General features: G+C 63.1%; 20 protein-coding genes and 1 tRNA gene. 15 read left to right on the forward strand and 6 right to left on the reverse strand.

Annotated elements, in window-relative coordinates:
* Positions 1-2: 2 nt before the first annotated feature.
* Entirely contained in the window at positions 3-908 is a 906-nt protein-coding gene (locus NHH73_02330; protein USX27157.1) for a helix-turn-helix transcriptional regulator, read from the forward strand.
* 6 nt (positions 909-914) lie between these two features.
* Here NHH73_02330 and NHH73_02335 read toward each other — a convergent pair whose 3' ends face one another.
* Complete coding sequence (locus NHH73_02335; protein ID USX27158.1) at positions 915-2,339, reverse strand: S41 family peptidase; 1,425 nt, start codon at positions 2,337-2,339, stop codon at positions 915-917.
* A gap of 365 nt (positions 2,340-2,704) precedes the next feature.
* Here NHH73_02335 and NHH73_02340 point away from each other — a divergent pair, with 365 nt between their 5' ends.
* From NHH73_02340 to NHH73_02355, 4 genes are all read left to right on the forward strand, one after another.
* On the forward strand, positions 2,705-3,310 hold the full coding sequence (locus NHH73_02340; GenBank protein USX27159.1) for a hypothetical protein: 606 nt from the start codon (positions 2,705-2,707) through the stop codon (positions 3,308-3,310).
* Positions 3,311-3,450: 140 nt separating this feature from the next.
* A complete protein-coding gene (locus tag NHH73_02345; GenBank protein USX27160.1) occupies positions 3,451-5,499 on the forward strand; it encodes a M13 family peptidase in 2,049 nt (682 codons plus the stop codon).
* A 134-nt stretch (positions 5,500-5,633) separates the two neighbouring features.
* On the forward strand, positions 5,634-7,598 hold the full coding sequence (locus tag NHH73_02350; protein ID USX29769.1) for a M13 family peptidase: 1,965 nt from the start codon (positions 5,634-5,636) through the stop codon (positions 7,596-7,598).
* Between the two features lie 184 nt (positions 7,599-7,782).
* Positions 7,783-9,741: a M13 family peptidase gene (locus tag NHH73_02355; GenBank protein ID USX29770.1), complete on the forward strand. Its 1,959-nt coding sequence runs from the start codon at positions 7,783-7,785 to the stop codon at positions 9,739-9,741.
* Positions 9,742-9,796: 55 nt separating this feature from the next.
* Here NHH73_02355 and NHH73_02360 read toward each other — a convergent pair whose 3' ends face one another.
* Positions 9,797-10,942: an ABC transporter substrate-binding protein gene (locus NHH73_02360; protein USX27161.1), complete on the reverse strand. Its 1,146-nt coding sequence runs from the start codon at positions 10,940-10,942 to the stop codon at positions 9,797-9,799.
* Between the two features lie 200 nt (positions 10,943-11,142).
* Between NHH73_02360 and NHH73_02365 the strand changes: the two genes are divergently transcribed.
* The gene (locus NHH73_02365) at positions 11,143-11,700 is read left to right on the forward strand and encodes a hypothetical protein (protein USX27162.1); all 558 of its coding nucleotides are present in this window, start codon (positions 11,143-11,145) and stop codon (positions 11,698-11,700) included.
* Positions 11,701-11,706: 6 nt separating this feature from the next.
* Here NHH73_02365 and NHH73_02370 read toward each other — a convergent pair whose 3' ends face one another.
* Together NHH73_02370 and NHH73_02375 are read right to left on the reverse strand one after the other, a co-directional pair.
* The gene (locus NHH73_02370) at positions 11,707-12,096 is read right to left on the reverse strand and encodes a transcriptional regulator (GenBank protein ID USX27163.1); all 390 of its coding nucleotides are present in this window, start codon (positions 12,094-12,096) and stop codon (positions 11,707-11,709) included.
* Positions 12,093-13,382, reverse strand: coding sequence for a type II toxin-antitoxin system HipA family toxin (locus tag NHH73_02375; protein ID USX27164.1), 1,290 nt, complete (start codon positions 13,380-13,382; stop codon positions 12,093-12,095). The genes NHH73_02370 and NHH73_02375 overlap by 4 nt, the downstream gene beginning before the upstream one ends.
* Before the next feature lie 266 nt (positions 13,383-13,648).
* Between NHH73_02375 and NHH73_02380 the strand changes: the two genes are divergently transcribed.
* From NHH73_02380 to NHH73_02400, 5 genes are all read left to right on the forward strand, one after another.
* A complete protein-coding gene (locus NHH73_02380; protein USX27165.1) occupies positions 13,649-14,629 on the forward strand; it encodes an ABC transporter substrate-binding protein in 981 nt (326 codons plus the stop codon).
* Between the two features lie 33 nt (positions 14,630-14,662).
* Positions 14,663-15,484, forward strand: a complete 822-nt coding sequence (locus NHH73_02385; protein ID USX27166.1) for an ABC transporter permease — start codon at positions 14,663-14,665, stop codon at positions 15,482-15,484.
* 1 nt (position 15,485) lies between these two features.
* Positions 15,486-16,283 (forward strand): ABC transporter ATP-binding protein, encoded by a 798-nt coding sequence (locus NHH73_02390; GenBank protein ID USX27167.1) that lies wholly within the window; start codon positions 15,486-15,488, stop codon positions 16,281-16,283.
* Between the two features lie 158 nt (positions 16,284-16,441).
* Positions 16,442-18,223 carry an ATP-binding protein gene (locus NHH73_02395; GenBank protein USX27168.1) on the forward strand — a complete coding sequence of 594 codons (1,782 nt, stop codon included), beginning with the start codon at positions 16,442-16,444 and terminating at the stop codon, positions 18,221-18,223.
* 1 nt (position 18,224) lies between these two features.
* Positions 18,225-19,547 (forward strand): sigma-54 dependent transcriptional regulator, encoded by a 1,323-nt coding sequence (locus NHH73_02400; GenBank protein USX27169.1) that lies wholly within the window; start codon positions 18,225-18,227, stop codon positions 19,545-19,547.
* A gap of 67 nt (positions 19,548-19,614) precedes the next feature.
* Here the strand turns inward: NHH73_02400 and NHH73_02405 are convergent, their stop codons facing one another.
* Complete coding sequence (locus tag NHH73_02405) at positions 19,615-20,181, reverse strand: c-type cytochrome (GenBank protein ID USX27170.1); 567 nt, start codon at positions 20,179-20,181, stop codon at positions 19,615-19,617.
* Positions 20,182-20,384: 203 nt separating this feature from the next.
* On the opposite strand from NHH73_02405, the gene NHH73_02410 reads away from it, so the two are divergent.
* The 4 genes from NHH73_02410 (at position 20,385) to NHH73_02425 (ending at position 23,564) form a co-directional block, all read left to right on the forward strand.
* Positions 20,385-20,460, forward strand: a tRNA-Arg gene (locus NHH73_02410).
* Positions 20,461-20,973: 513 nt separating this feature from the next.
* Positions 20,974-22,503: an FAD-dependent monooxygenase gene (locus NHH73_02415; GenBank protein ID USX27171.1), complete on the forward strand. Its 1,530-nt coding sequence runs from the start codon at positions 20,974-20,976 to the stop codon at positions 22,501-22,503.
* A gap of 216 nt (positions 22,504-22,719) precedes the next feature.
* Entirely contained in the window at positions 22,720-23,097 is a 378-nt protein-coding gene (locus NHH73_02420) for a putative porin (protein USX27172.1), read from the forward strand.
* A 95-nt stretch (positions 23,098-23,192) separates the two neighbouring features.
* On the forward strand, positions 23,193-23,564 hold the full coding sequence (locus NHH73_02425) for a DUF4148 domain-containing protein (protein ID USX27173.1): 372 nt from the start codon (positions 23,193-23,195) through the stop codon (positions 23,562-23,564).
* A gap of 24 nt (positions 23,565-23,588) precedes the next feature.
* On the opposite strand, the gene NHH73_02430 is transcribed toward NHH73_02425, so the two are convergent.
* Entirely contained in the window at positions 23,589-24,323 is a 735-nt protein-coding gene (locus NHH73_02430; GenBank protein USX27174.1) for a transporter substrate-binding domain-containing protein, read from the reverse strand.
* Positions 24,324-24,328: the final 5 nt, after the last annotated feature.

Raw genomic sequence — 24,328 nt, forward strand, 5'->3', positions numbered from 1 at the left:
CAATGACTGATACATTCAAGACATTCGGCGACGAGATCCGGCCGCTGCGTTATCAGCCGAAGGCGCCTTATCTGCTCGACCTGGAGATCTTCGCCATGGCCGACCTGCGGCGCCGGGGCAGCAAGGAAAACGTGCGGGCGACGCACCGGTACGAGTTCCACACCCTGGTCTGTGTAACGCGCGGCGTTTGTACGCAAGTGGTTGATTTCAAGGCGATCGCCTGTGCGCCGGGTTCCGTGCTGGTGTTGCGGCCGGGGCAGGCGCACAGCTTCGGACCGGACGAGGATTGGGAGGGTTGGAACGTGCTGTTTCGTCCGGAATTCGTTTTGCCGATGTCGAGCACGCCGCGCGACCTCAAGCTGGCCGTCGATCTGATGCGGTTGGGGGAGCGCTTGCAGCTTGGCGTCGAGGCGCTACGCCAGGTCACGGACGCGATCCAGCAGATGCGCGAGGACTCGCGGCTGGACGCGCCGCCGGAGGACGTGCATGCGTTGCTACGCCATCAGCTGCATGCGCTGCTGACGCGGTTGAGCATGCTGCAAGGCCTGCGGCCGGCGCCGGAGTCGCCGGTGTCGCCCGCGTCGCAACGCTTCAGGCGGTTCCAGCAGTTGGTGGACGAGCGCTTCGCGCAGTGGCACCAGGTGGCCGACTATGCCGATCAACTCGGCTACACGGAAAAGAGTCTGGCGCGGGCGGTGACGGCGGTGCGGGGCACGACCGCCAAAGCCTTCATCGCGGCGCGCATCAACCTGGAGGCGAAGCGGCTGTTGGTGCATACCGATCTGGCGGTCGCCGGCATCGCGGAGAAGCTGGGCTTCGACGAGGCCACCAATTTCAGTAAGTTCTTCAAGCGGGAAGTGGGCTGCGCGCCGGCGGAGTTCCGCCGGCGGCAGAGGGATACGATCTGACCCCGGTTACTTTTTGACGTCGGCCTGCACGACCTTGGTTTCCTGCTTGGCCAGCTGCACCGGCAGGCCCTTGAGGTGGTTGAGCGCCTGCGCCAGCTGGAAGTCGTCGCCGCTGCCGTATTCGAGCGGCTTGCGGGTCTTTTCCATCGCGACGATGCGCAGCTGCTCTTCCAGCTCGTCGCGCTTGGTCTTGGCGACTTCCTTCTCTTTGTCGTTGCTCAGGTGCTTGTCCAGATCGGCCTCGCGCGTGCGCAGCGCGTTCAGGCCGTCGCCGTCGGCGTTCTCGTCCACCGCCAGGTCGGGCGTGATGCCCTTGGCCTGGATCGAGCGGCCGTGCGGCGTGTAGTAGCGCGCCGTGGTCAGTTTGACGGCGGTGTCGGCGGTGAGCTGGCGTATCGTTTGCACCGAACCCTTGCCGAAGGTTTGCGTGCCGATGATGTCGGCCCGCTTGTAATCCTGCAGCGCGCCGGCGACGATTTCCGACGCCGATGCCGAGCCGGTGTTGACCAGCACCACCATCGGCACTTGCTTGATGGCGGCCGGCAGCTTGGCCAGCGCGTCGCTTTCACTGCGCAAGGCGTAGTACTCGGGACGGCCGTAGAAGATCTGCTTTTGGTCCGGCAACTGGCCGTTGGTCGAGACGATCGCCGCGTCCTTGGGCAGGAAGGCGGCGGCCACGCCGATGGCGCCTTGCAGCACGCCACCGGGGTCGTTGCGCAGGTCCAGCACCAGGCCTTTGATGTTCGGGTCTTGCTTGTACAGTTCGACAATCTTGGCGGCCATGTCGTCGATGGTCGGCTCCTGGAACTGCGAAATGCGCAGCCACGCGTAGCCCGGTTCGACGATCTTGCCCTTGACGCTCTTTTGATGGATCTCTTCGCGCGTGATGTTGAACACCAGCGGGTCGGTCTCGCCCTTGCGCAGGATCGTCAGGCTGACCTTGGAGTGCGGCTCGCCGCGCATCTTCTTGACCGACTCGTCCAGGCTCAGGCCCTTGACGGCGGTGCTGTCGAGCCGGCTGATCAGGTCGCCCGGCTTGATGCCGGCGCGCCAGGCCGGCGAATCCTCGATCGGCGCGACGATCTTGATGTAGCCGTCCTCGCTTTGGCCGATCTCGATGCCGAGGCCGACGAACTTGCCCTGCGAACCTTCGCGCAGCTCGGCGTAGGCTTTCTTGTCCAGGTAGGCGGAATGGGGATCGAGCGAGGCGACCATGCCGGAGATGGCCTCGGTCAGCAGCTTCTTGTCCTCGACCGGTTCGACGTAATCGGACTTGATCAGTCCGAACACGTCGGCCAGCTGGCGCAACTCTTCAAGCGGCAGCGTCGGCTCGACGGGCTTCTGGGCCATGGCGGAAAATTGAAGGGAGACGGCGATGCCGGCGACGACGCCAAGGCCGACCAAACCGGAATTCTTGAGTTTCTTGCCCATGTTTCACCTGTTGGAACAATGTACAGAGAGCCATCACCAGCGAGCGATTGCGAGCGCGGTGTGCATGAGCTGAGTATAAACCTGATTTCGGGCAATCGTAGTAGCCCTCACGAAATGATTTATACCTTTACGGAATTTTACAACGGTTGGCGTTGACATTGAAACTACACCAGCACCCGCTTGGCGTTAGATCAAGTTTGCATAAATTTACGCAGTGTTTCCCTTACGTTCACGTCGGTAAGCATTTGTAAGAAGTGCCGCCACGGCCGGGGGCGCGGCCTACACTGAACTCGTATTTCTCTCTACCCTGAAGTGGTTTTCGCCTGCGCCCCAAGCGCAGGCTTTTTTTTACCTACGGAGTTCCCATGCGTTCATCGTTCTTCCCCTTCACCGCCGCGCGCGCCGTGGCTTTGGCTGGCGCGCTGTTGCTTGCCGCGTCTTTGCCGACGCCGGCGCTTGCGGTTCCCGTCTTCGACATGCATGCCGAGGATTTCCTGCCGATGGCGGACGATTTGAGGAAGGCGCTGAATCTCAATTCAAACCAGCAGATACTTTGGCAACACACCGAGACTAAAACGCGCAACCTGTTGCGCGAGCGTAAAGCCCGTCGCGACCGCCTGCAAGCGGCGACGCAGGCCGGCACGCAGGGCGCCAATGTCGAACTGCGCGATCTGACCAAGGCGATCGACGAGGAAACCAACGCCGCCGCCGCCGAGGAGAAGTTGCTGCGCGAATGGTGGCTGACCGTCAACGATGCGTTAAATGAAAGCCAGCGCCGGATCGTCGCGCAGCAGGTCAGCGAGCATTTGCTGCGGGTGCAGGACAGCGGCGGCGGCCCGCGCGCCGGCGGCGAGCGTAAAGAGGAGGGCGGCGGCGAGCGTCGTGGCGGCCGCAGGGGCGGTGGCGCGGGCGGCGTGGGCGTCGGCGTCGGCGCGGGCGGTGCCAGCATCAACCTGCCGGGCGGCGGTTAAGGCCTCTATCCGCGTGCGTGTATCGTAAAGTAAAAAAGCGGAATGGTGGCATTTAGATACGAGCTCAAGCGGTAGAATATTTGCGCGGCCGTCACAAGCGGCCGACAATGATGACTTGAAGTTCTAATTAAAGGACCGCCGTGAACCGCTTTCTGCTGAGTACCCTGACCCTGAGCCTTGCCGCCGCCTTCGCCACGGCCGCCGACACCCCCGCCGCCGCCAACGCGCCGCTGACTTCCGGTATCGAAGTCAAGAACATCGATAACAGCGTCCGCGTGCAGGACGACTTTTATACCCACCTCAACGGCCAGTGGCTGAAGACCACCGAGATCCCGGCCGACAAATCGAGCTGGGGCACCTTCGCCAAGCTGCGCGACGACACGTTGACCGAACTGCGCGGCATCGTCGAGAAGACCGAGGCGCAAAAAGGCAAAAAGGCCGGCAGCGAGGCGCAGAAAATCGGTGACCTCTACGCCAGCTTCATGGACGAGAAAAAGCTCGACGCGCTGGGCATCCGTCCGCTCACGGGCGAACTCAACCGCATTCGCGCGATCAAGGACAAGAAAGCCTTCCCGATGCTGATCGCGCATCTGGACAAGCTTGGCGTCGCCACGCCGTATGGCCTGGGCGTGCGCCAGGACGCGCGCGAATCGACCAAATACGCGGTGAGCATTTCGCAAAGCGGCCTGGGCCTGCCGGACCGCGACTATTACCTGAAAAAGGATGACGCCAAACTGGCCGCCATCCTGGTCAAGTACGAGGCGCATATCGCCAAGACCCTGAAGCTGGGCGGCGACAAGAATCCGGAAGCCAACGCCAAGGCCATCGTCGCGCTGGAAACCGCGCTGGCCGAGGCGCAGTGGACCAAGGTGCAAAACCGCGATCCCGTCAAACGCTACAACAAAACGCCGATCAGCAAGCTGCCGGAACTGGCGCCCGCCTACGACTGGGGCCACGCGCTGGCGTCGGCCGGGGTCGCCAACAAGGTCGACTACGTGATCGTTAGCCAGCCGAGCTACCTGGCCGGCTTCAACGCGGCGCTGGAGAAGACCGACCTGGCGACGTGGAAGGCCTACTTCGAATGGCAACTGCTGCGCAGCGCCTCGCCCTACCTGTCGAAGGACTTTGCCGACGCCAGCTTCGACTTCTACAGCACCGTGTTGACCGGCGTGGCCGTGCAGGAGCCGCGCTGGAAACGCGGCGTGGCGCTGGTCGAGCGCTCGATCGGCGAGGGACTGGGCCAGCTGTACGTGGCCGAGTATTTCCCGCCGGAGCGCAAGGCGCGCATGGACCAGCTGGTGAAGAACCTGCTGGCCTCGTACCAGACCAGCATCGACGCGCTCGACTGGATGGGCCCGGAGACCAAGAAGGAGGCGCAGGCCAAGCTGGCCAAGTTCACGCCCAAGATCGGCTATCCAAGCAAGTGGCGCGACTACTCGTCGCTGGCGATCGTCAAGTCCGACCTGATCGGCAACGTGCTGCGCGCGGCCAACTTCGCCAACCAGCGCATGATCAACAAGCTGGGCAAGCCGATCGACCGCGAGGAGTGGGGCATGACGCCGCAGACCGTCAACGCCTACTACAGCTCGACGATGAACGAGATCGTGTTCCCGGCCGCCATCCTGCAACCGCCGTTCTTCGACGTCAAGGCCGACGACGCGGTCAACTACGGCGCCATCGGCGCGGTCATCGGCCATGAGATCAGCCACGGCTTCGACGACGGCGGCAGCCAGGCCGACGGCGACGGCAACCTGCGCGACTGGTGGACCAAGGAAGACCGCGCCAACTTCAAGGCCAAGACCGACGCGCTGGTCAAGCAGTACGGTTCCTACAGCCCGATCAAGGGCTACAACGTCAACGGCGAGCTGACCCTGGGCGAAAACATCGCCGACAACAGCGGCGTGGCGATCGCCTACAAGGCCTACAAGCTGTCGCTGGGCGACAAGCCGGCGCCGGTCATCGACGGTTTGAGCGGCGACCAGCGCTTCTTCATGGGCTTCGGCCAGGTGTGGCGCGTGCGCATGCGCGACGAGCAGCAGATTTTGCAGGTGAAAACCGATCCGCACTCGCCGGGCCAGTTCCGCGCCAACGGCACCATGGTCAACCAGCCGGGCTTCTACGACGCCTTTGGCGTCAAGCCCGGCGACAAGATGTATGTGGCGCCCGAACAGCGTGTCATTATCTGGTGAGCGATTACAATGAGTTGTTGAAGAGGCCACATCGTGTGGCCTCTTCGCCGTCATCCCCTTACCGGAGAGCCGATTTGAAAGCACATCTGTTGTTAAGCGCGCTGACTTTGGCGCTGCTGGCCCCGGCCGGCGTCCTGGCCCAGCAAAAGAGCTCGGGCGTGGATCTGGCCAGTATCGACGCGTCGGTGCGTCCGCAGGACGATTTTTTCATCAACCTCAACGGCAAGTGGCTGGCCAAGACCGAGATCCCGTCGGACAAGTCGAGCTGGGGCTCGTTCGACATGCTGGCCGACGACACCCGGCCGCAACTGCGCGCCATCATCGAGGCGGCCGCCGCCGGCGGGCAGGCGGGCGGCGACGCCCGCCGCATCGGCGACTTCTACGCCAGCTACATGGACGAGGCCAGGCTGGAGGCGCTACGCCTGAAGCCGCTACAGGCCGAGCTCGACCGCGTTGCCGCGCTGCGCGACAAACGTGACATCGCGGCGCTGATCGCCGACTTCAACCGCCACGGCGTGACCGCGCCGTACGGCTTCGGCATCCACCAGGACAACAAGGATTCGACCAAATACGTCGCCGACCTCGGACAGGACGGCCTGGGCCTGCCGGACCGCGACTACTACCTGAAAAAGAGCGACCGCAAGATGGCCGACACGTTGGCCAAATACCAGCGCCACGTCGCCGCCATGCTGACCTTGGCCGGCAACGCCAACGCGGCGGCCGACGCCCGCGCCATCGTCGCGCTGGAAACCGAGATCGCCAAGCTGCAGTGGACCAAGGTGGCGCTGCGCGATCCGGTCAAGGCCTACAACAAGGTGCCGCTGGACAAACTGCCGGCGCTGGCGCCTGGTGTCGACTGGTCGACCTGGCTGCGCGACACCGGCATCGCCGGCAAGGCCGACTACGTGATCGTCGGCCAGCCGAGCTACATCAAGGGCTTCAACGGCTTGCTGGCCAAGACGCCGCTGGCGACCTGGAAGGCCTACTTCCAGTGGCAGGTGATCCACGCCTACGCGCCCTACCTGGCCAAGGACTTTGCGCAGGAAAACTTCGCCTTCTACGGCACGGTGCTGAGCGACATCAAGGAGCAGGAGCCGCGCTGGAAGCGGGCGGTCAACGCCGCCGACGGCGCGCTGGGCGAGAGCCTGGGCAAGCTGTATGTCGAGCAGCATTTCCCGGCCGAGCGCAAGGCGCGCATGGAGGCGCTGGTCAAGAACCTGCTGGCGGCCTTCCGCCAAAGCATCGATACGCTCGACTGGATGAGCCCGGAAACCAAGCTGCAGGCGCAAGCCAAGCTGGCCAAGTTCACCACCAAGATCGGCTACCCGAACAAGTGGCGCGACTATTCGAAGCTTGAAGTGGCCAAGGACGACCTGGTCGGCAACGTGCGCCGCTCGCGCGCCTTCGACTACGACAAGGAATTGAACAAGCTGGGCAAACCGATCGACCGCGACGAGTGGGGCATGACGCCGCAAACCGTCAACGCCTACTACAACCCGGAGATGAACGAGATCGTGTTCCCGGCCGCCATCCTGCAGCCGCCGTTCTTCGACGCCGACGCCGACGACGCGGTCAACTACGGCGCCATCGGCGCCGTCATCGGCCACGAGATCAGCCACGGCTTCGACGACCAGGGCGCCCAGTACGACGGCGACGGCAACCTGCGCGACTGGTGGACCAAGGCCGACCACAAGAACTTCGCGGCCAAGACCAAGATGCTGATCAAGCAGTACGGCGAATTCAGCCCGCTGCCCGGCTACCGCGTCAACGGCGAGCTGACCCTGGGCGAGAACATCGCCGACAACAGCGGCGCGGCCATCGCCTACAAGGCTTACCTGATCTCGCTGGGCGGCAAGCCGGCGCCGGTGATCGACGGCCTGACCGGCGAGCAGCGCTTCTACATGGGCTTCGGCCAGGTGTGGCGCTCCAAAACGCGCGACGCCCAGCAAGTTGTTTATCTGAAGACCGATCCGCATTCGCCCGACCAGTTCCGCGCCAACGGCACGGTGCGCAACCAGCCGGGTTTTTACGACGCCTTCGGCGTCAAGCCGGGCGACAAGCTGTACCTGGCCCCCAAAGACCGCGTCATCATGTGGTGATGTGATATAAATCGCTGCACGGCCCGTTGAGCACGGGCCTTTTATGGTTTTACTCAATAAGGAAAATCTCGTGAAACGTCATTTATTAAGTGCATTGACCCTGAGCCTGATCGCGGGCTTTGCCGGCGCCGCCGCCGACACCAAAAGTGCCGCGCCGGCCAACGCCAAGGTCGCCCCTGGAACCATGAGTTCCGGCATCGCCACCGAATACATCGACCCGGCCGTGCGCGTGCAGGACGACCTGTTCACCCATATGAATGGCAAATGGTTGGCCACGACGGAAATTCCGGCCGACAAGGCCAGCTGGGGCAGCTTCGCCAAACTGCGCGACGATATCCAGCCGCAACTGCGCGCCATCATCGAAGGCGCCGCCAACCAGCCGAACAAGGCCGCCGGTTCCGACGCCCAGCGCATCGGCGACTTCTACGCCAGCTTCATGGACGAGGCCAAGCTCGAGCAACTGGGCGTGAAACCGCTCAAGACCGAGCTCGACGGCATCGCCGCCGTCAGCGACAAAAAGCAGTTACCGGCGCTGATCGCACACCTGAACCAGATCGGCGTGAGCGCGCCCTACACCTTCGGCATCCACCAAGACAACAAGGATTCGACCAAGTACGTGGCCGACCTGTACCAGAGCGGCCTGGGCCTGCCGGACCGCGACTACTACCTGAAAGCCGACGACGCCAAGCTGGCGGACGTGCTGGCCAAGTACGAGCTGCACGTCGGCAAGATGCTGACCCTGGCGGGCGACCCGCACGGCGCCGTCACCGCGCACGGCATCGTCGAGTTCGAAAAAGAACTGGCCAAGCTGCAATGGACCAAGGTCGAGCTGCGCGATCCGATCAAGGCCTACAACAAGGTCGACGTCGCCAAGCTGGGCGCGACCGCGCCGGGCTACGACTGGAACGCCTACCTCAGCGGCGCCGGCATCGCCGGCAAGGCCAGCTACGTGATCGTCAGCCAGCCGAGCTATCTGAAAGGCATGACGGCGCTGCTGGAGAAGACCCCGCTGGACACCTTGAAAGCCTACTTCCACTGGCAGACGGTGCGCGCCTTCGCGCCGTACCTGAGCAAGGCCTATGTGGACGAGAACTTCTCCTTCTACGGCACCGTGCTGAGCGGCGTGACCGAGCAGCGTCCGCGCTGGAAGCGTGGCGTCTCGGTGGCCGAGGGCGCGCTGGGCGAGGCGGTCGGCAAGCTGTACGTCGAAGAACACTTCCCGGCCGACCGCAAGGCGCGCATGGAAGCGCTGGTCAAGAACCTGCTGGCGTCGTACAAGACCAGCATCGACAAGCTGGACTGGATGAGCCCGGTCACCAAGAAGCAGGCGCAAATCAAGCTGGCCAAGTTCACCACCAAGATCGGCTACCCGAACAAGTGGCGCGATTACTCGAAGCTGGAAGTGGCCAAGGACGACCTGGTGGGCAACGTGATCCGCTCGACCCAGTTCGAGTACAACAAGGAATTGAACAAGCTGGGCAAGCCGATCGACCGCGACGAGTGGGGCATGACGCCGCAAACCGTCAACGCCTACTACAACCCGGAGATGAACGAGATCGTGTTCCCGGCGGCCATCCTGCAGGCGCCGTTCTTTAACGCCGACGCCGACGACGCGGTCAACTACGGCGCCATCGGCGGCGTGATCGGCCACGAAATCAGCCACGGCTTCGACGACCAGGGCGCCCAGTACGACGGCGACGGCAACCTGCGCGACTGGTGGACCAAGGCCGACCACAAGAACTTCGCGGCCAAGACCAAGATGCTGGTCAAGCAGTACAGCGAGTTCAGCCCGCTGCCGGGCTACAACGTCAACGGCGAGCTGACCCTGGGCGAGAACATCGCCGACAACAGCGGCGTGGCGATCGCCTACAAGGCCTACAAGTTGTCGTTGAACGGCAAGCCGGCGCCGGTGATCGACGGGCTGACCGGCGACCAGCGCTTCTACATGGGCTTTGCGCAGGTGTGGCGCATGAAGATGCGCGAAGCGGCGCAGATCCAGCAGATCAAGACCGATCCGCACTCGCCGGGCCAGTTCCGCGCCAACGGCACGATGCGCAACCAGCCGGGCTTCTATGATGCGTTCGGCGTCAAGCCGGGCGACAAGATGTACCTGCCGCCTAAAGACCGCGTCATCATGTGGTAAAAAGCAGGTGAAAAAAACCCTCGCCACGGCGAGGGTTTTTTTTTCGTCTGTTGAATTACAGCTTGCCGACCGAGACCGGCTTGCCCTTTTGCACCTTCGTCAGATAGACCGTGCTCAAGCCCTGGTGGTCGGTGGGGCTGAAGGCGATGTCGAGTCCGCCCAGGTTGACGTTGAGTTTTTCCAGCGCCGCCATGAAGCTGGCGCGCGTCAGGTCCGGGCCGGTTTTCTTGAGCGCCTCGACCAGCGCCACGGCGTTGATGTAGCCCTCCAGCGATGTGTAGTCGCCATCGCTGACGCCGGCCGCCTTCATGTCGGCGCGGTATTGCTTGACGATGGGAATCGATTCGTCGAACGGCGACGGCACCACCTGCGTGATGTACACGCCTTCGGCCGCGTCGCCGGCAGCCTTGATGAAGTTGGCGGTGCCGACGAACGACAGGTTGAAGAACTTCGGCTTGAAGCCGGCTGCCGCCGCCTTCTGCACAAACGCCGCGCAGGCCTTGTAGGTGCCGACCATTAGCACCGCCTCCGGCTTGGCGGCGATCAGCGCGGCCAGGCCGGCGTCGACGTCCTCGGTGTTGCGCTGGTAAAAGCCTTCGCCGGCCATGCTCATTTTGCGTTTTTGCAGCGAGACCTGCAGGCCTTCCTTGCCGACCTTGCCGTAGGTGTCTTCCTGATAGAACAGGCCGATCTTGGTGACGCCGGCATCGGTAACCAGGCGCTCGACCTGCAATTCGATTTCATTGAAGTACGAGGAGCGGATGTTGAACACATGTTTGTTCAACGGCGTGCGCAGGAACTCGGCGCCGGTGAACGGCGCGAAGAACGGGATATTGGCCTCGTTGACCAGCGACATCGCCGCCTTGCTGGTGGGCGTGCCGACATAACCGAACAGTGCGAACACGCCGTCCTTCTTGATCAGTTTGTCGGTGGCGGTGGCGGTGCGCGGCGGATCGTAGCCGTCGTCCTCGCTGATCAGTGTGATCTTGCGGCCGTTGACGCCGCCGGCGGCGTTGACCTTCTTGAAGTAGGCTTCGCTGCCGGCCTTGATGCCCAATCCCAGGCCCGCGGTCGGGCCCGATTGGGCGTTGGCCATGCCGATCTTGATTTCGGTGGCGGTGACGCCGGTCTCGGCCGAGGCGGTCGACACCAGCGATGACAACAGCAATCCCAGCGCAGCGGTAAACAATTTGTTTTTCATATTATTGCTTCCATAGTATGCCGGCCCGCCGGCGTTCAGAAATCAAATAATTGCCCAACAAAAACTGGTGGTTCACATTAATCCTTTGTGTGTCGCGTGACAAGGCCGGTTTTGCAACGCATCGCCAGCCACATGCGAGTCGCCCGGGAGGGCCGCGTGCTGGTAAACTGGGGGCTCTATTCCACAGGAAAGCCGTCTTCATGCGTCTGCGTTATCTGGCACCGATATTTTTTACGCTGTTGCTCAGCGGCTGCGGCGACTCCTACACGCCCGGCAATCTTTACATGGCGACCACGCCCGAGTGCAAGACGTGGCAGGAGGGCTCGCGCTTCGAACTGCCGCGCGGCATGAGCGTGGCCACCACGCCGCCTGTGACATTGCAGGAGGGCGGCGCCGAGTTCACGTTCGTGTACATCCTGCCGCGCGGCGAGCGCGCGCGTTTCCTTACGCGCGATTACAACGTCACCGCGCCGAAGGGGCCGGTGCTGCACAAGGCCGAGCTGGTCACGTTGTACCAGCGCACCACCAACTCGCGGCCGGAGATCGTCGACTCGATTCCCAAGGTGCCGGATATGTTTGTCGCCAGCGCGTCCGGCGAAGAGACGTTGTGGCGCGTGCGGGTAAGGGTCAAGGAGAAGCTGCCGGAGCGTTTCGACATTGTCTCGCCGGCGTTCGAGATCGGGTTGAAGGAATATCCGGTGCGCACGTTCACGTACCGCTACTTCCCGGAGCGCAAAGCGTTTGGCCTGTGCAGCTAGGCCGGCTTACCCCTCGTTCGCATCGTACGACGCCAACAATTTTTTGATTTCTTCCATCACCTGGCGGGCATCGCGTGCGTCCGCGCCCTGCGGCTTGGGCTCGCCGTCGGTGCGCAGGGTTTCGGTACGCACGAAGGCCACCTCCAGGCCGAAAAAGGCGCCAATGCGGTTCAGGGTGCCAACGGTCGGATTGCCGGTTCCGCCTTCAATCGCCTTGATCACCTTCGTGCTGACCCCGCGATGCGCTGCGAATCCGGCCTGGGTCAAGCGGGAAACGGCACGCATCTCCTTGACCGAGTCCTGCAGGTTGATCTCGCCGCGTGCGATGGCCTCGTACAGTTGAGCGCGCCGCTGTCGGAGTTGCTCTTTGCCGGCCTTTCTTCTGGTTGGCGTCATGATGCTTTCAAGGTTTGTAGTTGCTGAATTTGCGTCGCGATGTGAGGTTGGAGGAACGCCACGATATCGTCGTCGACGCCGGCCGCTTTCATGTGCCGCTCCAACGCGCTCAATTGAACGCTAAAGCCATGCAGTGCCAATCCAATCACGTCGCGCTCCGCATCGTCGATCTCGAGCGCGTCCAGGATCGGGCGCCACTCGTGCAATTCCTGCCTGGTTCCGGGTTGGTACCAGCGTGCGGCGCGGGCAATACCGGCCGGGTCCAGGTACATCGGCGCAAAGTCGAACAGCGGAGTCAGGCGCACCGTGTCGCCGAGCACTTGCACAGCGGTGTTGCGCGCGTGATTGTCGGTGTTGCGCATGGCCAGATTCAAAACGTCGCGTTTGAGAAACTCGATGGTTTCGCCGGTCGGGTCGGTGACGACGGCCCGGATCGCCGACAAAAGCTCGAACTGGCTTGGTGTGTTGTCGAAGCCGACGATGCCGGCCAGCGAGGCGGCGCTTTCCTGATGCAGGCGCTGCACTTTGCCATGGCGGACAAGCCGGTCGAATCTCGGGATGAACAGGGTGTCATCGAGGTAGCGCGGCGTACCGATGGTGCGCAGACCCATGGCTGCGGCGACCTTCATATAGGCCGCTTCGTTCCTGAGCACCTTGTGGTCCGCGTCGGCTTTGCCGCGCGCGCGTTTGACAATGAAGTGCTCGGCCGCCTGGCTGTCCGGCAGGGCCGCATCGGCGTGCCACAAGCCTTGCTGGTCGGTAGTGAGCAGATATTTTGGCGCCGCGCCCTGAACCCCGAGGCTGCCGGTGGTGAGCATGGCGTGGATGAGCATGTCTTCGCTGAACGCTTCGCCACGGCCGATAATGTCTTCCATTGAAAACCCCTTGAGTGGGGCTCCGGTGTCATGTCTGATGACGTGGTTCTTGTAGTAGGCCGCCGCCTCGGCCACGCGTACCCGGCCGATGGGATTGAACGCTCCCGCGCACATCAATGGAAAGTCGGCGGCGGCATTGTCGGCAAGCTGTAGTTCGCCCAGCAAGTACTGTCGGCCACCGCCTTGGGGAATCAGATCGAAAAGGAACGCGGGCCATTGCTTGAGCATGTGCATTTCCGCGCTGACAGGAAAGCACAGCGAGACCGGTTCGACCCCGGTCTGGAACGCGTAGTTGAGATCGTATTCAAAGATCGCGGGCCTGCGCGGATTGCCGCCGGCGGCCTCGATTAGCGTCACTTCGGCGCAGTCAACCCAGTCATCGTCTCGAAAAATTTGGAAATGACAATTCATTTCAGTTTCCTTGCAACCTTTAGGGGCTGATTATAGGATTAAGTATGTCATATTAGTCCTTATAGGTGCCATATCCGATGTATTGCCTGCGCAAATTAGCGCGTGCGGTAATCCGCATTGTTTTTGGGGGGAAGTGCGGTTTTCCGCGCTGGATGCGGACCAGATAATTCGCTGACGCCTTAAAAATCAAGGGCTTATCTTCAGCGTGGCGCTTGGCACGGAAGCTGCAATGTCTCCAACCACAACAAACATATTGGAGACACGCAATGCCTAAACCCCTGCCCAAATTCCGTCTGCTGGCCCTGACCGCCGCCATCGCCTTCGCATCCACCGCGCAAGCGCAGGAAGTCGTCCGCCTCGGCAACCTTAAATTCGCCCACTACGGCGCCGTCTCGTACATTAAGGAAATCGCGCCCAAGTGCGGCCTCAAGGTCGAGGAGCACATCTTCGCCAAAGGCCCGGACGTCATGCAAGCCATCCTGGCGGGCGAGCTCGACGTTGGCGCCACCGCTTCAGAAGCGGCTATCTCCGGCCGCGCCAACGGCGCGCCGATCTACGTGGTGGCCGGTTTCGCCAAGGGTGGCGCCCGCCTGGTTGCCCGTCCCAACGAGGGCATCAAATCCATCAAGGATTTGAAGGGCAAGAAAGTCGGCGTCACGCGCGGCGGCATCCACGAGGTGTTGCTGATCGCCGAACTGGCGCAAGCCGGCCTGACCTCGTCCGACAAGCCGGGCAAGGATGTGCAGCTGGTGTTCCTTGCTTTCGCCGACCTGAACCAGGCGCTGATGGGTAAGAACCTCGACGCCATCATGCAGAGTGAGCCGCAATCGTCGCAGGCCATCAACAAGGGCTACGGCGTCGAGGTGATGAAGCCGTACGACACCGCCATCGGCGAGCCGGTGCGCACGATGGTGATGAGCGAGAAGTTCTACAACGAGAAGCGACCGCTGGCGCAGAAGTTCATGAACTGCTTCGTCCAGGCGACCAAGACGTTTATCGACAACCAGGCCGTCGCCGAGAAATACGTGCGCGAGTCGATGTTCAAGAACCAGATCACCAAGGACGACTTCGAGGACGCGATCAGCAATTCGCCTTACAGCTACGACGTCACCGCCGAGCACATCCAGATCACCACCGACATCATGCTCAAGACCGGCGTTGGCCGCATGAGCAAGCCGCCGGTGGCCAGGGATTGGGTCAAGACCGATCTGCTGGACGCTTCGAAGAAAAGCCTGGGCATCAAATAAACCCACCAATAGCAAGAATAAGCAGGAGACACCATGAACAAACAAGACTGGCGCCAGAGCGCCACCGGGGCCGTCGTCCCGATTCTGATCGTCGTGCTGTGGCAGGCCAGCGCCATGCTCGGCTGGGTCAATCCACAAGTGCTGCCGTCGCCGGTGGCCGTGGTCAGCAAATGGATCGAGTATCTGTTGCCGCTGACCGTCTACGACCCGGCCGCCAGCTCGTGGATCAGCTGGGCGTTCTCCGGCGAGCTGCTGGGCGACACCTTGAGCAGTCTGTACCGCGTGGTGGTCGGCTTCGCCGTCGGCGCCGGGCTGGCCTTGCCGCTGGGCCTGATGATGGGTGCGAGCCAGCGCATGTATGCCTGGCTCAATCCGCTGATGCAGGTGCTGCGGCCGATTCCGCCGATCGCGTACATCCCGCTGGCGATCCTGTGGTTCGGCCTGGGCAACGCGCCGGCCGTGTTCCTGATTGCGCTCGGCGCCTTCTTCCCGGTGCTGGTCAACACCATCGCCGGCGTGCGCCAGGTCGACGGCATCTATATCCGTGCCGCCCGCAACCTGGGCGTCAACCAGCGCACGATGTTTATCCGCGTGATGCTGCCGGCGGCCGTGCCGTACATCCTGTCGGGCGTGCGGATCGGCATCGGTACCGCGTTCATCGTCGTGATCGTCTCGGAGATGATCGCCGTGAACAACGGCCTCGGCTTCCGCATCCTCGAAGCGCGCGAGTACTTCTGGTCGGACAAGATTATCGCCGGCATGATCAGCATCGGCCTGCTGGGCCTGATCATCGACGTCGGCATGAACAAACTGAACAATCATTTGCTGCGGTGGCACCGTGGTCTGGAGAATTGAGATGAACCCTACCCATATTCAAGTCAGCGGTGTCAACAAAGTCTTCAAGACCGACAGCCGCGATGTGGTCGCGCTGAAGGACATCAACCTCGACATTCCACAAGGCCAGTTCGTTTGCCTGCTGGGACCTTCGGGTTGCGGCAAGTCGACCTTGCTGAACGCGGTCGCCGGCTTCTCGTTGCCGTCGTCCGGCACCATCACCGCCGACGGCAAGCTGGTTACCGGTCCCGGACCGGAGCGCGGCATGGTGTTCCAGGAATACGCGTTGTTCCCGTGGATGACGGTGGAAAAGAACATCGCCTTCGGCCTGGAGATCAAGGGCATGGACCAGTCCGCGATCACGGCCAAGGTCGACGAGTTGCTGGCGATGCTGTCGCTGAGCGATTTCCGCCACCGTTTCCCGAAAGACCTGTCCGGCGGCATGCGCCAGCGCGTCGCCATCGCCCGCGTGCTGGCGCTGGATTCGCCGATCATGCTGATGGACGAGCCGTTCGGCGCGCTCGACGCGCTGACGCGCCGCAACCTGCAAGACGAACTGTTGCGCATCTGGGCCGAGCTGAAGAAGACCATCATCTTCGTCACGCACAGCATCGAGGAGGCGATCTACCTGGCCGACCGTATCGTAGTGATGACCTACCGTCCCGGCACCGTCAAGCGCGACATGCTGGTTGACCTGCCGCGCTTGCGCGACCCGGCAGCCGCCGAGTTCAACGCGTTGAAGCGCGAACTCGGACAGCTGGTGATGGAAGAGCAGCAGCGCCACCACAACGACGAGATGCGGATGGCCGCGGTAGATTAAGGCGATGTGGTCACTCGCCACTGTTCCACGTAGGGCGGATTAGGCGGAACGCCGTAATCCGCCAATCCATGAGCCGTCGAAACGCACGCATGGCGGATTACGCTACGCTAATCCGCCCTACGTGTTTCAGAAGAGCTCGCGTGAAGTAGAATCCCTTGATGCGCGCCAAAAAACCCCTGCTCCTTCTGTTCGCGTTGCTCTGCGCGGTGGGCGTCATCGCCGCTTCGTATCTGGCCGGCACCTCGCGCGCCCGCGCCGACCTGCGCTTGCAAGGCCAGCGGCAATTGCAGCTGATGGCGCCGGACCTGCAATCGCTGCTGCAAAAATATGAGACGCTGCCGTTCGTGCTCGGCTTCCAGCCGGACCTGATCGAAGCGCTGGCGAACCCGTCCGACACGCGCGCGATCAGCCGCCTCAACAGCACCTTGAAAACCATCCAGCAACAGGCCAACGTCGGCGCCATCTACGTGATGGACCGCGACGGCCTGACCATCGGCGCCAGCAACTGGGACCAGCCGCTGGGCTTTGTCGGCAAAAACTTTTCCTACCGCCCTTACTTCGACGCCGCGCTCAAGGGCAGGGCGGGGCGCTTCTACGGCATCGGCACCAGCACCACCGAGGCCGGCTACTTCATCGCCCAGCCGGTCTACGGCAACGGCAGCGCCGGCGGGCCGGTCACCGGCGTGGTCGCCGTCAAGATCAGCCTGGCGGACTTCGAACGCACCTGGCGCAGCAGCGACGACGCCATCGTGCTGGCCGACCGCAGCGGCGTCATTTTCCTCAGCAACCGGCCCGACTGGATCTACCGCAGCCTGACGCCGCTGGACGCGGCCACCGAGCGACAACTGGCGCATACCCAGCAATACATGGGCAAGACCGTGACGCCGCTGGGCGGCCAGCCCGACCTGTTCGTCACGCAATCGGTGGGCCAGCTGGGCTGGCAGCTGATGCTATTCCCCGGACAGTCGCGGGTGCTGCGCGCCGGCCTGCAATGGGCGCTGGCGGCGGTCTTGCTGCTAGCGTGCGTCGCGTTGGCGGGCTGGGCTTCGCACCAGCGCCGGCGCCGGCTGGAGGAGCGGCTGGCCTCGCGCGCGGCGCTGCAAAAGGCCGAGCTGGAGCTGAACGACAAGATTGTCGAACGCACGCGGCAGCTGCGCACCACCAACCAGCATCTGGAAAGCAAGTACGCCAAGCTGCAGGAAACCGAACACCTGCTGCGTTCGACGCAAAACGAACTGGTGCAGGCGGGCAAGCTGGCGATGCTGGGACAGATGGCGACAGGCATCACCCATGAACTGAACCAGCCGCTTGCCGCAATTCGCGCCTTTGCCGACAACGCCCGCGTCTTTCTCGAACGCGGGCAGGGCGAGCAGGTCGCCGGCAACCTCGGGCATATCAGCGAGGCCAGCGCGCGCATGGGCGCCATCATCGGCCAGCTCAAGGGCTTCGCGCGCAAGGACGAGACCCTTGGCACGGTCGAGCTGGCCGCGTCGGTGCGGGCGTCCGCCTTCCTGCTCGACAGCGAATTCCGGCGCAACGCCGTCACCCTCGAGATCGACATCGGCGTCGAGAACCTGAAAGTGACTGGCGACAGCGTACGCATCGAGCAAGTGCTGATCAATCTGCTGCGCAACGCGCTGGACGCGGTCGAGAGCGCCGAGCGCCGCTTGGTCGCCATTCGCCTGGCGCGCGACGGCGACAGCGCGCTGGTCAGCATCAGCGACAGCGGCGAAGGCATCCCGGAGCAAGTCGTGGCGCACCTGTTCGAACCGTTTTTCACCACCAAGCCTTCCGGCAAGGGCCTCGGTCTGGGGCTGGCGATCTCATCGTCGATCGTGCAGGCGATGAACGGCCAACTGACGGCGCATAATCAGACCGACGGCGGCGCGCGCTTTGAGCTGCGCCTGCCACGCTTACAACAAACGCAGCAAGGAGCATGACGTGCAGGCCATCCTGATCGAAGACGAAGCGGCGCTGCGCCTGGCCACCAGCCAGACGCTGGAACTGGGCGGCTTCAGCGTGCAAGCGTGCGCCAGCGCGGAGGAAGCGCAAGCGCTGCTGCGTGCCGACTACGCCGGCGTCATCGTCACCGACGTGCGCCTGCCGGGCCGCTCCGGCCTGGACTTGCTGGCGCAGATCGCCGCGCTCGACGCCGAGCTGCCGGTGATCGTTGTCACCGGCCACGGCGACGTCGAGATGGCGGTGGCCGCGATGCGCGGCGGCGCCTACGACTTCATCGAAAAGCCCTTCGCCAGCGGCCGCCTGCTGGACGCCGTGCGGCGCGCGCAGGAGCGGCGCCGTCTGGTGCTGGAAAACCGCCAGCTGCGCACCGACCGCGCCCAGCATCCGGACTTGCCCGACCTGATCGGGCGCTCGGCCGCCATCGAACAACTGAAGGTCCTGGTGCGCAACGTCGCCCCGGCCGGCGTGGATGTGCTGATCAACGGCCAGACCGGCACCGGCAAGGAAGTGGTCGCGCGCCTGCTGCACGCCGCCAGCGGACGCAAGGGTAACTTCGTCGCCATCAACTGCGGCGCGTTGCCCGAGTCGGTGTTTGAAAGCGAAATTTTCGGCCACGAGGCGGGCGCCTTCACCGGCGCGCAAAAGCGCCGCGTCGGCAAGCTTGAGTTCGCGCAGGGCGGCACCGTCTTTCTCGACGAAATCGAAAGCATGCCGATGGCGTTGCAGGTCAAGCTGCTGCGTGTGCTGCAGGAGCGCAAGCTCGAACGCCTGGGCGGCAACGACTCGGTCGCGCTCGAATGCTCGATCGTCGCCGCCACCAAGGTCGACCTGCTGCAGCTGAGCGCGCAGGGCCACTTCCGCGAAGACTTGTACTACCGCATCGGCGTTGTCAGCATCGACCTGCCGCGCCTGCGCGACCGGCGCGAGGACATTCCACTGCTGCTGGCCCACTTCGCCGCCGATGCCGCCGCGCGCTACCGGCGCCCGGTGCCGGCCTGGACAGCGCAGCAGATGGCGCAATGGCAGGCCGGGGACTGGCCGGGCAACGTCCGCGAATTGCGCAACTTCGCTGAGCGGCTGGTGCTGGGTATCGTCACCGCGCCGGCGAATGCGCCGTCCGCCGTGGTCGGCGACGCCATGTCGCTGCCGCAGCAGGTTGACCATCACGAGCGCGAATTGATCGTCCAGGCGCTAGCGGCCGTCGATGGCAACGTCGGCTTGGCGGCCGACAACCTGCTGGTGCCGCGCAAGACGCTGTACGACAAGCTCAAGAAGTACCAGATCGGCACCGGCCGCAAATAAGTTCGCGAATGTTTGGACGAAAAAAAACCGGTCATGCAGACCGGTTTTGTTCATTGCCGCTTGCCGATTACTTAGGATTGGCGGGATCGACGGTTTTTTCCGGTCCTGGCGCCGCAGCCGGAGCGGCCGGCACTTCAGGCTCCTTGAACTTGGCGCCCGCCTGGTTCGCCATGAAGACCACTGCGCGTGCCACTTCCACATCGTCCAGGTCCGGGTTGCCGCCTTTAGCGGGCATTGCGCGCAAACCTTCGATCGCGTGTTTGACGATGGTGTCGTAGCCTTGCGCGATGCGGGCCGCCCAACCGCCGGCGTCGCCGACTTTCGGTGCACCGGCGACGCCCGCGCCGTGGCAGGCCGCGCAGGTGGAGGTGTAGACGGCTTCGCCCGATTGCAGCACCTTCGGCGCGTTCACGTCCTTGAAGGTGAAGCCCGCGTCGGCGACGGGGGAGAGGCGGGCGGCGATTTGCTCCGGGGCCTGGCTGTTGGAGCCGGCGCCGGTCAATTTATCTTCCGTGACGTACTTGACCAGCAGGACAATGCCTAAGACGGTGACTAAGAAAAAGCCGATCACAGCAGCTGCAAGCTGTTTGGGTGTTCTGATTGCGGATTCGTGTTCGTTATGTGCGTCGCTCATGATTTCCTTAACAGACTAATGTCGAGCCGGGGTGGCGTGCGAAAAACTGATCAAGCAGCTGCCTTGCAAAACCTTCACCAAACGGGCGATTATAGACTCAAAAATCCCGGTATGGAAACGCAAAGGTGCTCAAAACGACACTTTCCGTGGACGGGAAGCGATAAAAACGGTATCCTACGGCTCACTTCAAGAAATCCCCCTACGCGGCTGTAGCTCAGTGGATAGAGTATTGGCCTCCGAAGCCAAGGGTCGTGGGTTCGATCCCCGCCAGCCGCACCAAAAAAATCAACAATATCATAGAGTTGCGCTCAAACAGCGCGGGTTCCTGCTGGCCGAACCTTTTATAGTCCGGGTAGGGCCGGTGTAGGATTCGATGGCGGGAAATAGGCTAACAATTTTCCCTCTCGCCATATTGAGTTGGAGTTTTTCGAAAAAACTTCAATTTTCTGGAAGAAAGTCATAATTTTCGATAGAAGATAGATCTGGCGGCGCACATTATCCCTCATAAGCTCACAACGCCGGGATGGCCGCCTAAAGGATGAATGGCCTGCGCGAGCGTGCTACACTTCCACGGTCGAAAAAGGTGGGCCGGCGTGGTGAGCCCCGGCCAACTCCAACCATTGGAGCAAAATTTTCCCAGCCACCGAGGCCGGGGACCACGACGAGAGCGGACGTGCGCCGATTTCTCGTGGACTTTTTTGACTTGGCAACGCTGGTTCCCAGCCGCGTCAGCGTTCCCGCGCGATCGACACACGTCCTTTGATGAGCCATTTGGCAAAAAAGGACGTTTCTATGCATACTCCCATTCTCATCGTCGGTGGGTCCCTCGTTGGACTTTCCACGTCGCTGTTCCTCGGCTGGCGCGGCGTACCGCACATCCTCATCGATAAACATCCGGGCAGTTCGCCGCATCCGCGGGCCATGGGCTTCACGGAAACAACGTTGGAGCATTACCGGGCGGTCGGCATCGCCGATCAAATTCCCCAGGTGCCTGTTGGCACGCGCTTGCGACGCGTGACGGTCGACAGCCTGGTCGGTGACTGGCGCAGCGAGCAGGCCTGGACGCCGGGCGAGGCGCCGCCGTGCCCGCTCGAGCAATCGCCGTGCACCGGCGCGGCGATCCCGCAAGACACGTTGGAGCCGATATTGCGGGCGGCGGCGATCGCGCGCGGCGCGGAGCTGCGCGCCAGCACCGAGCTCACCGGTTTCCAGCAAAACGATGGCGGCGTGTTGGCTCAGGTCCTCGACCGCACCAGCGGACACCGCTACGAGATCAGCGCGGACTACATGATCGCCGCCGATGGCGCCAACAGCCCGGTCAGGGAGGCGCTGGGCATCACGCGCCGCGGCATCGGGCATCTCGGCGTCCTTCGCAGCGTGCTGTTCCATTGCCCCGAAGCGGATGCCTTCCTGCAGCGCGGCGCGCAGCAATTCTCCATCGAGCAGGAGGGCTTCCGCGGCTTCCTGACCACGTACGGGGACAGCCGCTGGGTGCTGATGCTGGACGGCGACGAGGAGCGCACCGAAGCCGCGCTGCGGGCGGCGATCCGCCGCGCGCTTGGCGCCGACATGGCTTTCGACATCATTACGACGGGGCGCTGGGAGTTGGCGGGCCGCATCGCCGATAGCTACCGCAAGGGCCGCGTGTTCCTGGCCGGCGACGCGGCGCATCAGCTGCCGCCCACCCGGGGCGGCTTCGGCGCCAACACCGGTATCCACGATGCATGGAATCTCGCCTGGAAATTGCAGCGTGTGATCCAGGGCGACGCGGCGCCGGCCTTGCTCGACACCTACGACGCGGAACGGCGTCCCATCGGCTGGCTGCGGCACCAGCAGACCTTTTCACGTCCCGATTATGCCGAGCGCGCCGGCGCCGCTTTCGTGCCGGAGGCGCTGTTCAGCAACGATGCCATGGAGTTTGGACAGCTGGTCCGGTCGCGGGCGGTGGCCGGCGCCGGGTCCGAGTTGCCGGCCGCCGCCACGCCCCAGCAATGGGCGGGGCAACCCGGTACGCGCGCGCCGCACGTGTGGGTGGACCAGGCGGGCCGGCGGATGTCGTCGCTGGACTTGTTCGGCAGGGAGTATGTGCTGCTAACGGCAAATCCGGACTGGCGGGCAGCGGCAGGGCGCCTGCGGCTGCGGTCGATCGATGTCGGCGACGATGTCATTTTCCCGCCGTCGCAACCGTTCGCTGAAGTGTTCGGTGTTCCTGCTTTGGGCGCGGTATTGGTGCGGCCGGACGGCGTCATCGGCTGGCGCGGCCTCGTTGGACCCAAAGAAGACAGCGTTGAGACCCTCTCGGCCTCTCTCCTGCTCGCCTAAGACGGACGCAATTTGATATAGCAAAGGCCCGATAGGTTTCTCCTATCGGGCCGATAGATTTAAATCGATTGCTATTAGATCGTACACTATGTAAAGTACACACATCGGCGCGCTGCAAACGAAACAAGCCGCAGAAAAATAGCAAGCGATTGAATCGCAAGTTATCTGAACGGCACGCAGTGAACCACCATCCAAACACTTTAAAGGAGATTTACCATGAAAAACGCCACCATCGCCCTGACCATCGCCCTGCTGTCCTCTTCGGCCGTGTACGCCCAGGAAGCTCCCCAACTGACTCGTGCCCAGGTTGTCGCCGAGTACAAAGCCGCTGTCGCAGCAGGCTTGGCACCGAACTCGGGTGAACTGTATGCAGGTTCCAGCCCAGAGGCTGTCTCGACCAAAACGCGCGACGAAGTGCGCGCCGAATTGCGCCTGGCCCAGCAACGCGGCGAGGTTGTCAGCGGCGAACAATATCCGCAGTTCGAGACCGAGGCCGCCGTGTCGATGATCACCCGTGCGCAAGTCCGCGCCGAGCTGGCCGCTTACCTCAAGGCCAACCCGCATCCGGTCGGCGAAGTCAGCCTGTATCTGTGATCACGGGATAAACAAGTCCATAAATATAGTTCACTATCTAATCGCTAATTATCTACAGCCGCAGTCAGCCAACTCAACCTTTAAGGAGTCACACCATGAAAAACGTCGCCATCGCCCTCTCCATCGCCCTGCTGGCATCCACCGTCGTGTACGCCCAGGAAGCGCCTCGAGTTACCCGCGCCCAGGTTGTCGCCGAATACAAAGCCGCCGTCGCGGCGGGCCAGGCGCCGAATTCCGGCGAACTGTACGCCGGTTCCAACCCAGAGGCTGTCTCGACTAAAACCCGTGACGAAGTGCGCGCCGAACTGCGCCTTGCCCAGCAACGCGGCGAGATCGTCAGCGGCGAACAATATCCGCAGTTCCAGACGGAAGCCGCCGTGCCGGCAGTGACCCGCGCGCAAGTTCGTGCCGAGCTGGCCGCTTACCGCCAGGCCAACCCGTATCTGGTCGGCGAAGCGAGCCTGTGACCGGCCCGTCCAACCGCAGGCGGTTCAGTGCCGCGAAGGCAGCGCATACCGGGCCAGTATGCGCGAATAAGTCTGGTCCTTGCGCATCTCGATCAGCGCGCGGTTGAAGGCGTCGCGCAGGTCGCGCTCGCGGAAGCCGACCTTGAAGCCGGTGGTGGCGTCGAAAATGGCATGGTAGTCCAGCGCCACTTGCGTGTTGAACTCGGCGCTGAACTGCTTGCGATACCACTCGAAGACTTGCTTGTCGACGACGATGACGTCGACCCGGCCGAACCAGAACATCTTGTTTTGGGCTTGCTGGTTGGAGGGCTGAAAATAATTACCGGGGAAGCGGCCGTCGGCGCCCGGCCGATACCGCGCTTCGAAGGCGGGACCCAGGTCGCGCCAGCCGTTTTGCCAGATGGCGAAGGTGTAGCGGTCCAGGTCGGCGATGGTCTTGAGCACGATGTGCCGGTCGCGCCGCGAGATGGCGACGTTGTGGAACGTGACGAACTCGTCCGAGAAATACACGCCGCGGCCATCGCTGCCGCGCACGCTCACGGCCAGGTCGACGCCATCGCCCTCCCTGAACGGCAGCAGCCGCACGTTGGGCGTCTCCCGGAACGTCACGCGACGTCCCGCCCGCCGCAGCGCCTCGGTGACCACGTCCGCCTCGATGCCCCCGGCTTTGCCTTGCGCATCGCGGAACGAGAACGGCGGCCGGCTGCCTTGATAAACCGCCACGAGCTCGTCCGACCGCGCCAGGGCGGTCAAGCTCACGAAGG

The sequence above is a fragment of the Oxalobacteraceae bacterium OTU3CINTB1 genome, assembly GCA_024123955.1.
In the GTDB taxonomy this organism is placed as follows: Bacteria; Pseudomonadota; Gammaproteobacteria; order Burkholderiales; family Burkholderiaceae_D; genus Rugamonas.

What these genes read in the sequence shown, in the direction of transcription:
- NHH73_02390 (USX27167.1), top strand. Translation starts at nt 15,486, where the DNA reads ATGAACCCTACCCATATTCAAGTCAGCGGTGTCAACAAAGTCTTCAAG.
- NHH73_02420 (USX27172.1), top strand. Translation starts at nt 22,720, where the DNA reads ATGAAAAACGCCACCATCGCCCTGACCATCGCCCTGCTGTCCTCTTCG.
- NHH73_02360 (USX27161.1), bottom strand. Translation starts at nt 10,942, where the DNA reads ATGAAAAACAAATTGTTTACCGCTGCGCTGGGATTGCTGTTGTCATCG.
- NHH73_02335 (USX27158.1), bottom strand. Translation starts at nt 2,339, where the DNA reads ATGGGCAAGAAACTCAAGAATTCCGGTTTGGTCGGCCTTGGCGTCGTC.
- NHH73_02380 (USX27165.1), top strand. Translation starts at nt 13,649, where the DNA reads ATGCCTAAACCCCTGCCCAAATTCCGTCTGCTGGCCCTGACCGCCGCC.
- NHH73_02415 (USX27171.1), top strand. Translation starts at nt 20,974, where the DNA reads ATGCATACTCCCATTCTCATCGTCGGTGGGTCCCTCGTTGGACTTTCC.
- NHH73_02385 (USX27166.1), top strand. Translation starts at nt 14,663, where the DNA reads ATGAACAAACAAGACTGGCGCCAGAGCGCCACCGGGGCCGTCGTCCCG.
- NHH73_02340 (USX27159.1), top strand. Translation starts at nt 2,705, where the DNA reads ATGCGTTCATCGTTCTTCCCCTTCACCGCCGCGCGCGCCGTGGCTTTG.
- NHH73_02370 (USX27163.1), bottom strand. Translation starts at nt 12,096, where the DNA reads ATGACGCCAACCAGAAGAAAGGCCGGCAAAGAGCAACTCCGACAGCGG.
- NHH73_02405 (USX27170.1), bottom strand. Translation starts at nt 20,181, where the DNA reads ATGAGCGACGCACATAACGAACACGAATCCGCAATCAGAACACCCAAA.
- NHH73_02330 (USX27157.1), top strand. Translation starts at nt 3, where the DNA reads ATGACTGATACATTCAAGACATTCGGCGACGAGATCCGGCCGCTGCGT.
- NHH73_02375 (USX27164.1), bottom strand. Translation starts at nt 13,382, where the DNA reads ATGAATTGTCATTTCCAAATTTTTCGAGACGATGACTGGGTTGACTGC.
- NHH73_02395 (USX27168.1), top strand. Translation starts at nt 16,442, where the DNA reads ATGCGCGCCAAAAAACCCCTGCTCCTTCTGTTCGCGTTGCTCTGCGCG.
- NHH73_02355 (USX29770.1), top strand. Translation starts at nt 7,783, where the DNA reads ATGAGTTCCGGCATCGCCACCGAATACATCGACCCGGCCGTGCGCGTG.
- NHH73_02425 (USX27173.1), top strand. Translation starts at nt 23,193, where the DNA reads ATGAAAAACGTCGCCATCGCCCTCTCCATCGCCCTGCTGGCATCCACC.
- NHH73_02365 (USX27162.1), top strand. Translation starts at nt 11,143, where the DNA reads ATGCGTCTGCGTTATCTGGCACCGATATTTTTTACGCTGTTGCTCAGC.